Source organism: Aeromonas sp. Lyrl_2 (assembly GCF_051948815.1).
Taxonomy (GTDB): Bacteria; Pseudomonadota; Gammaproteobacteria; order Enterobacterales; family Aeromonadaceae; genus Aeromonas; species Aeromonas veronii.
Genome location: NZ_JAYJLJ010000026.1, coordinates 44,767 through 52,022, shown reverse-complemented (window position 1 = coordinate 52,022; position 7,256 = coordinate 44,767). Strand labels below are relative to the sequence as shown.

6 protein-coding genes are annotated in these 7,256 nt (G+C 60.9%); 1 reads left to right on the top strand and 5 read right to left on the bottom strand.

Features of this window, described 5'->3' with window-relative positions; all coding sequences use genetic code 11:
- Positions 1-98: 98 nt before the first annotated feature.
- The 4 genes from asnB to VF684_RS18490 all read right to left on the bottom strand — a co-directional run bounded on the left by asnB (position 99) and on the right by VF684_RS18490 (position 4,833).
- The gene (gene asnB, locus VF684_RS18505; protein WP_376898540.1) at positions 99-1,763 is read right to left on the bottom strand and encodes an asparagine synthase B; all 1,665 of its coding nucleotides are present in this window, start codon (positions 1,761-1,763) and stop codon (positions 99-101) included.
- A gap of 192 nt (positions 1,764-1,955) precedes the next feature.
- Positions 1,956-2,324, bottom strand: coding sequence for a cupin domain-containing protein (locus tag VF684_RS18500; protein WP_376898538.1), 369 nt, complete (start codon positions 2,322-2,324; stop codon positions 1,956-1,958).
- A gap of 130 nt (positions 2,325-2,454) precedes the next feature.
- On the bottom strand, positions 2,455-4,029 hold the full coding sequence (locus VF684_RS18495; protein WP_019446569.1) for a cation:proton antiporter family protein: 1,575 nt from the start codon (positions 4,027-4,029) through the stop codon (positions 2,455-2,457).
- Between the two features lie 54 nt (positions 4,030-4,083).
- A complete protein-coding gene (locus VF684_RS18490; protein ID WP_005337281.1) occupies positions 4,084-4,833 on the bottom strand; it encodes an HAD-IIA family hydrolase in 750 nt (249 codons plus the stop codon).
- Positions 4,834-5,030: 197 nt separating this feature from the next.
- Here VF684_RS18490 and VF684_RS18485 point away from each other — a divergent pair, with 197 nt between their 5' ends.
- Positions 5,031-6,095 (top strand): adenosine deaminase, encoded by a 1,065-nt coding sequence (locus VF684_RS18485; protein ID WP_139441900.1) that lies wholly within the window; start codon positions 5,031-5,033, stop codon positions 6,093-6,095.
- A gap of 111 nt (positions 6,096-6,206) precedes the next feature.
- Here the strand turns inward: VF684_RS18485 and VF684_RS18480 are convergent, their stop codons facing one another.
- On the bottom strand, positions 6,207-7,193 hold the full coding sequence (locus VF684_RS18480) for a zinc-binding dehydrogenase (protein WP_139441901.1): 987 nt from the start codon (positions 7,191-7,193) through the stop codon (positions 6,207-6,209).
- Positions 7,194-7,256 lie beyond the last annotated feature (63 nt).

Below are 7,256 nucleotides of genomic sequence, written 5' to 3'. Positions count from 1 at the left end.
GATCGTCTGTTTACTCTATTTGCCATAAGAAAAAGCCCTTCACCATGGTGAAGGGCTTTTTGCTATCTGACGTTAACCGCTCGGTTCGGCGTGCAGGCTCAGTAGCCCTGCTGATGCACGTCCATCACGGCGCGGCCAGACGGGTCGGCCATCTCCTTGAACTTGGCATCCCACTCCAGCGCAGTGGGAGTGGAGCAGGCGACCGACTTGCCGTAGGGCACTGTACGGGCGGCGGCTTCCAAGGGGAAGTGCTCGTCGAAGATGGCGCGGTAGAAGTAGGCCTCCTTGGTGAGCGGGGTGTTGATGGGGAAGCGGAATGCCGCTGCCTCGAACATCTGATCCGTCACTTCCTGTTCCACCATGGCTTTCAGGCTGTCGATCCACGAATAGCCCACGCCGTCGGAGAACTGCTCCTTCTGACGCCATGCCACTTCGTGGGGCAGCAGATCCTCGAATGCTTCGCGCAGGATGTGCTTCTCGATCTTGCCCTTGCCGCACATCTTGTCGGCCGGCTGCAGGCGCATCGCCACGTCCATGAACTCCTTGTCGAGGAAGGGCACGCGACCTTCCACACCCCAGGCTGCCATCGACTTGTTGGCACGCAGGCAGTCATAGAGGTGCAGTGAGGCGAGCTTGCGCACGTTCTCTTCGTGGAACTCTTTGGCATTGGGCGCCTTGTGGAAATAGAGGTAGCCACCGAACAGCTCGTCGGAACCTTCGCCGGAGAGCACCATCTTGATCCCCATCGCCTTGATGTAGCGGGCCATCAGATACATGGGCGTGGAGGCGCGGATGGTGGTGACGTCATAGGTCTCGAGGTGATAGATGACGTCGCGCAGGGCATCCAGACCCTCCTGCACGGTGAAGTGGATCTGGTGATGGATGGTACCGAGGTGATCAGCCACCTTGCGGGCGGCGGCGAGATCCGGCGACCCTTTCAGCCCTACGGCGAAGGAGTGCAGTTGCGGCCACCAGGCTTCGCTCTTGCCATCGTCCTCGATGCGGCGCGCCGCATAGAGCTTGGTGATGGCGGAGATGACGGACGAATCGAGCCCGCCGGAGAGCAGCACGCCATAAGGCACGTCGCACATCAGCTGGCGTTTGACCGCCGCTTCCAGCGCGGCTTTCAGCTCGGCCTTGTCGCTGACGTTGTGCTCGACCGCGCTATACTCCATCCAGTCGCGCTTGTACCACTGTTTGAGCTCGCCATCCTTGCTCCACAGGTAGTGTCCCGGCGGGAAGGTTTCGACGCTCTTGCAGACCGGCACCAGCGCCTTCATCTCGGAGGCGACATAGAAGTTGCCGTGCTCGTCGCGGCCGGTATAGAGGGGGATGATCCCCATGTGGTCGCGACCAATCAGGTAGGCATCCTGTTCGGCGTCATAAAGAATGAAGGCAAAGATGCCGTTGAGATCGTCGAGAAACGCCGGGCCCTTCTCCTTGTAAAGGGCCAGCAGCACTTCACAGTCGGATTTGGTCTGGAACTGGAAATCGACCTTGAGGGTTTTCTCCAGCTCTTTGTGGTTGTAGATCTCGCCGTTGACCGCCAGCACATGGGTGCGCTCGGGGTTGTAGAGCGGCTGGGCGCCATTGCCCGGATCGACGATGGCCAGACGCTCGTGCACCAGAATGGCTTTGTCGGAGCTGTAGACGCCGGACCAGTCAGGCCCGCGGTGACGCAGTCGCTTGGACATCTCCAGCGCCGATTTGCGCAGGGCTACTGCATCGGACTTGATATCCAGAATGCCGAAAATTGAACACATTGGCGGTAATCCTCTTGATTTTTATATGAGCCCCCCACGTTTGGGCTCGAAATTCCATTTACATTCCTCGTCAGACACAATGCCTAGCGGAAAAACCTTTTGCAAGCGGGAAAACCGCAGAAAATCATGCCGTAAGCGTCAAGCAGATCAACAGGATAAGGATTGTTGCAACGGGGCAGGGTGACGTGAACGTCAAGCCGATGCGGGTTCGAAGATCACATAGACCTTGCGACAGGGGGTGAGGGTCTCCCACTCACCGACAAAGCCTGCCGGAATCACGAATTGATCGCCGGGTTTGAGGGCCTGCTGGCCGCCCAGACTGTCGTGGATCACCACATCCCCCTCCAGCAGCTGGCAATACTCGTGCTCGGTGTAGTGGATGGCCCAGCGGCCAGGCTCGCAAGCCCAGAAGCCGATGTGAAACTGCTGGCTTGGGTCGGAGTAGTGGTTCCACACCGTTTGCGCCGGGTTGCCCGCTTTAATGCGCTCGGGGGCGGGCATCAGCGGGGTAGGGGCCGCCTCATGGCGATCGAGCAGGATCCAGTCGTTGAGGGTCTTCATGGTGCCTCCTTGGCTTCGGCAGATAGGAACGCGGGGCCATCCCGGCCCCGCGTTTGTTCGTTTTATTAAACGAGGTTGTGCATAACTTAAACGATGCGCATTCCCTTGCCAAGGGCTGCTGGCCGATAACTCAAAGCGGCTGCAAGCGGCGGATCACATGGCGGGCAAAGCCGCTGCCCGCTTCGTTGTAGACGTTGAATACCGCATCCACTCCCTGCTCTCTGAGGGAGGCGATATCGTCCTCGAAACGGACGATGGCGGCGATCTTGCCGTTGAATCCGTGGCTGCGCAGCTTCTCGATGGCGTAGAGATTCCCCGAATGGTGGGGCATCGCCAGCAGCACCAGATTGACCTGATTGGAGAGCAGCACCTTGTCCCAGAAGTCGGTATCGGTGGCATCCCCCTCGATGACGTTCATCCCCTGGGCGCGCAGGGTGGGTAGCTTCTCGCTGTCGTTCTCCACCCCGAGGATGACGTTGCCGTACTTGTTCTCCAGCTCGAAGTAGGCCCCCTGACCGATCCGCCCCATACCGAGGATGATCACCTCCGCATCGCCCAATTCGATGGGTCTGTCTTCCGGATGGAGGTTGCTTGCCTGCAATCCCCGCAGCCAGTGGCCGATGCGGTGATAAATGCGCTCGCTCTGGGCATTGAGCGGGGCGGAGATCATAAAGCTCGCCGCCAGTGCCAGCGAGACCGCCACCAGCCACTCGTGGGAGAGCCAGCCCGCCTTGGCGGCGATGGCGGCGACGATCAGGCCAAACTCCGAGAAGTTGGTGAGCGCCAGGGTCGAGAGCAGGGCGGTACGCACCCGCAGGTGTGCGCCGCTGTAGACCAGATAGTAGAGGACACTTTTGAGCGGCAGGGCCAGCACCAGCGCCAGTGCCAGCAGCATGGTGTCGTGGGTCGGCAGGCCGTTGAGGCCGATGGTGAGAAAGAAGCAGACCAGAAAGAGGTCTTTGAGGTTAAAGAGCGCCTTGGCAAGCCCTGCCGCAGCCGGATGAGAGGCGAGCATCATGCCGATGATCAGTGCCCCGAGATCCGGTTTGAGGCCGACCACTTCAAAACCGGCGGCCCCGACCACCAGCGCCAAAAACACCCCGAACAGCACCTGCAGCTCGCCGTGCCCGGCACGCTCCAGCAGCTTGAACAGCAGCGGGCGCAGCAGCGGCAATCCCAGTACCCAGAGCGCCCAGATACTGGGCCACTTGCCGCTGGAGAAGGCCAGAAACGCCACGGCGAACACATCCTGCATCACCAGCACCCCGATGGCGATGCGGGCGTAGAGGGCATTCATGTCGCTGCGATCTTCCAGCACCTTGACCGCAAAGACAGTGCTGGAGAAGGAGAGGGCAAAGCCCAGCAGCAGCGCCAGCTTCCAGTCCAGCGACAGGGCAAGTTCAAGCCCCAGTCCCTTGCAGACCAGCAGTACCACGGTAAAGAGCAGGGTGGAGAGCAGCAGGTGCAGGCTGGTGGTACCCCACACATCGCGCCGCATCAGGGTCTTGATATTGAGCTTGAGACCGATGGTGAACAGCAGCAAGGTGACGCCGAGATCGGCTACCTCGCTCAGGGCAGGAGTATTTTCATATCCCATGCCGTTGAGGATAAAACCGGCGGCCAGAAAGCCGAGCAGGGGGGGCAGGCCAATCAGATTGACTACCATGCCGCAGCCAAAGGCCACAGCGATCAGAATGGGTTCCATAACAGATCCTGCAAGGGCAGGAGAGACCTGCCCTGTTTAACGCTTGGGTGGTGATTAGACGATATCGATGTCGACCACGGAGTCGAAGATGTGGTTCGGCCGAAACGGCATGCGGTCGATATCGGCGACCTTGCTCACCCCGGAGAGCACCAGCACCGTCTCGAGACCGGCCTGAAAGCCCGCCAGAATGTCGGTGCGCAGGTTGTCGCCGATGATGATGGTGTCGTCGGAGTGGGCCTCCATCCGGTTGAGCGCCGCACGAATGATCCAGGCGCTCGGCTTGCCGACATAGAACGGCTTCTTGCCGGTCATCCGTTCGATGGGGGCGCACAGGGCGCCGCAGGCCGGGTGCATCATGGGGCCGTGGGTGTCGGGGTTGGTGGCGATAAAGCGGGCCCCCTGATCGACGAACTTGGCGCCCTGTTGCATCATGGTCCAGTTGTAGTTGCGGGTCTCCCCCACCACCACGAAGTCGGGGTCTATGTCGGTGATGGTGAAACCGGCTTTGTAGAGCTCGTGGGTCAGCGCCCCTTCACCGATCACATACGCCTTCTTGCCATCCTGACGCTTGAGAAAGTCGGCGGTGCCCATGGCGGAGGTATAGAAGCACTCTTCCGGCACTTCGATCCCGGCGGAGCGGAAGCGGTTTTGCAGATCTTTCTGGGTCTGGGCCGGGTAGTTGGTGAGGAACAAGAGCTTGCTGCCCTGCTCCAGCAGGCGATGGACAAAACGGTCGGCACCGGGGATGAGATCGTTGTTGTGCAGGATGACACCGTCGATATCGCAGATGACGTTCTTCTTCATGAAAACTCCTTGTCAGGGCGCAGGCGAGCCGCCAATCGTTAAGATGTTCAATCATTTATGATTTTTGTGACGCCATTATAAGTCTGTTTGATGACAAGTCTCCCCTGTCTCGCCACTTCGGTGCACAATAAAGCTGCCGTCGGGTCAGTCTGGTGGAGGGGCTGACGCCGGATCACTTTGCTGATGGAGCCGTCGCTATGGACACCCCGATTCCCAAGCCAGTCACACCCGAACACCTCACCGCCGCGCAATTTATCGCCGGACTGCCGAAACTGGAGCTGCACCTGCATATCGAGGGCAGCCTCGAACCCGAGTTGATGTTTGAGCTGGGCCGCCGCAACGGTGTGCCACTGCCCTGGCCCGACGTGGCCAGCGTGCGCGCCGCTTATGACTTTGACTGCCTGCAATCCTTTCTCGATCTCTACTATCGCGGCGCCAGCGTGCTGGTGACCGAGCAGGACTTCTTCGACCTCACCTGGGCCTATCTTGAGCGTTGCGCCGCCGATAAGGTGGTGCATGTGGAGATCTTCTTTGACCCGCAGACCCATACCGCCCGCGGTATCTCCTTTGCTACCGTGCTGGGCGGCATCGAGCGGGCGCTGCAGACCGGGGAGAAGGAGTTTGGCATCAGCTGGCGCCTTATCATGAGCTTCTTGCGCCACCTCAGTGAAGAGGAGGCGTTCGCTACATTGGCAGAGGCTATGCCCTTCCTGTCGCGCATTCACGGCATCGGCCTCGACTCGGGTGAAAAGGGCAACCCACCGACCAAGTTTGCCCGGGTCTTTGCCAAATGCCGCGAGCTGGGGCTGCCGGTGGTGGCCCATGCAGGTGAAGAGGGGCCTGCCGACTACATCTGGCAGGCGATCAACGAGCTGCAGGTATGCCGCATCGATCACGGAGTGCGTTCGGCAGACGATCCCGAGCTGCTGCGCTATCTGGCGGATACCCGGCTGCCGCTCACCGTCTGCCCCCTCTCCAACACCCGGCTCAAGGTGTTCGGCAATATGGCCCAGCACAATGTGTTGCGGCTGCTGGAGCAGGGGCTCTGCGTCACCATCAACTCGGACGATCCCGCCTACTTTGGCGGCTATATGAATGCCAACTTTGTGGCGCTGGCCGAGGGCCTTGGCGCGACCATGTGTCAGCTCTGCCGCTTGTCGCTCAATGCGGTGGAGGCGAGCTGGCTGAGCTTGGCTGACAAGGCGCGGCTGACCCGGGAGATCCGCAGTTATGCCGCGACTCACGGGGTGATCCTGCATTGAGTCAGGCGCCAATGAAGTCGAGATGACATGCACTATATAAAGAGAGGCCCGCCATCACTGGCGGGCCTCTCTCATTTCAAAGACTGGTGTGGTTATCGGGGCAGGTCAGCGTTATGCCACTCGCACCAGAAACTTCTCGCCCTGTCCTTCGCGCTTGAAGCGCTCGAGCTGGGTGGGTAGTTCCTCAAAGTCGCCGACCACCAGCGGCGGCAGGGTCAGCTCGCCGCTCGCCATCTGCTCCATCATGGCGACCCCGGCGGCCACCAGTCGGCTCCACTGTTTGTCGCTGCCAAAGGCGTGCTGGGCGCCCAGCGCAATCTCGTGCAATGAGTGGCAATGGCTAAAGGCGGGCAACGGATTGTGCGGGATGCGCCCGAGCACAGTCACCATGTGACCGTAGTAGCCCAGCGCGGGCAGCAGGCTCTCTGCCTGTTGGCTGGAGACCAGATCGATGATCCCCTCGAACGGCTCGTTGCCGTTGGCAGTCTGCAAGGTGCCCAGCCACTCGGGATCCCGATAATCGGCCACCCCCTGCACACCTATCTGCTTGAGCCAGTGATGGTGGCGTGAGCTGGCACTGGCAAAGACCCGCGCACCTTTCTGGAGGGCGAGCTGCACCGCAAAGCGGCCGACACTGCTGCCGGCACCTGTGATGAGCAGTGCTTCCCCGTGCAGGCGCGGCAGCTTGGCCAGTGCCTGCCAGGCGGTGAGGCCGGGACAGGGCAGGGCGGCGGCTGCCTCGTCACTCAGGGCATCGGGCACCGGCAGCAGGGCACGGGCGGGTACCCGGGTGTGGCGGGCAAAGCTGCCGTGGTGGCGCAGGTCGGTGTGATAGGCGACCCGGGCGCCGAGACGCAGATGGCTGACGTTGGCGCCGAGGGCCACGATAGTGCCCATGCCATCGACGCCGGGCACCTGACCATCCTGCCAGTTGGAGTGGCCATATTCGATCAGCTTCCAGTCCACCGGATTGAAGGCGATAACCCGATTGGCTACCAGTACTTCGTCAGGGGCGAGCGGTGCCAGGGGCAGATCGGCGAGGGTAAGCTGGGTTGGTTCACCGGGGGCATGCCAGCACCAGGCTTGGGTGTGATTCATGATGACTCCTTGTGAAAGCGAGGGGAGAGAACAACGAGGTCATTGCAACAGTGATTCGGTCAG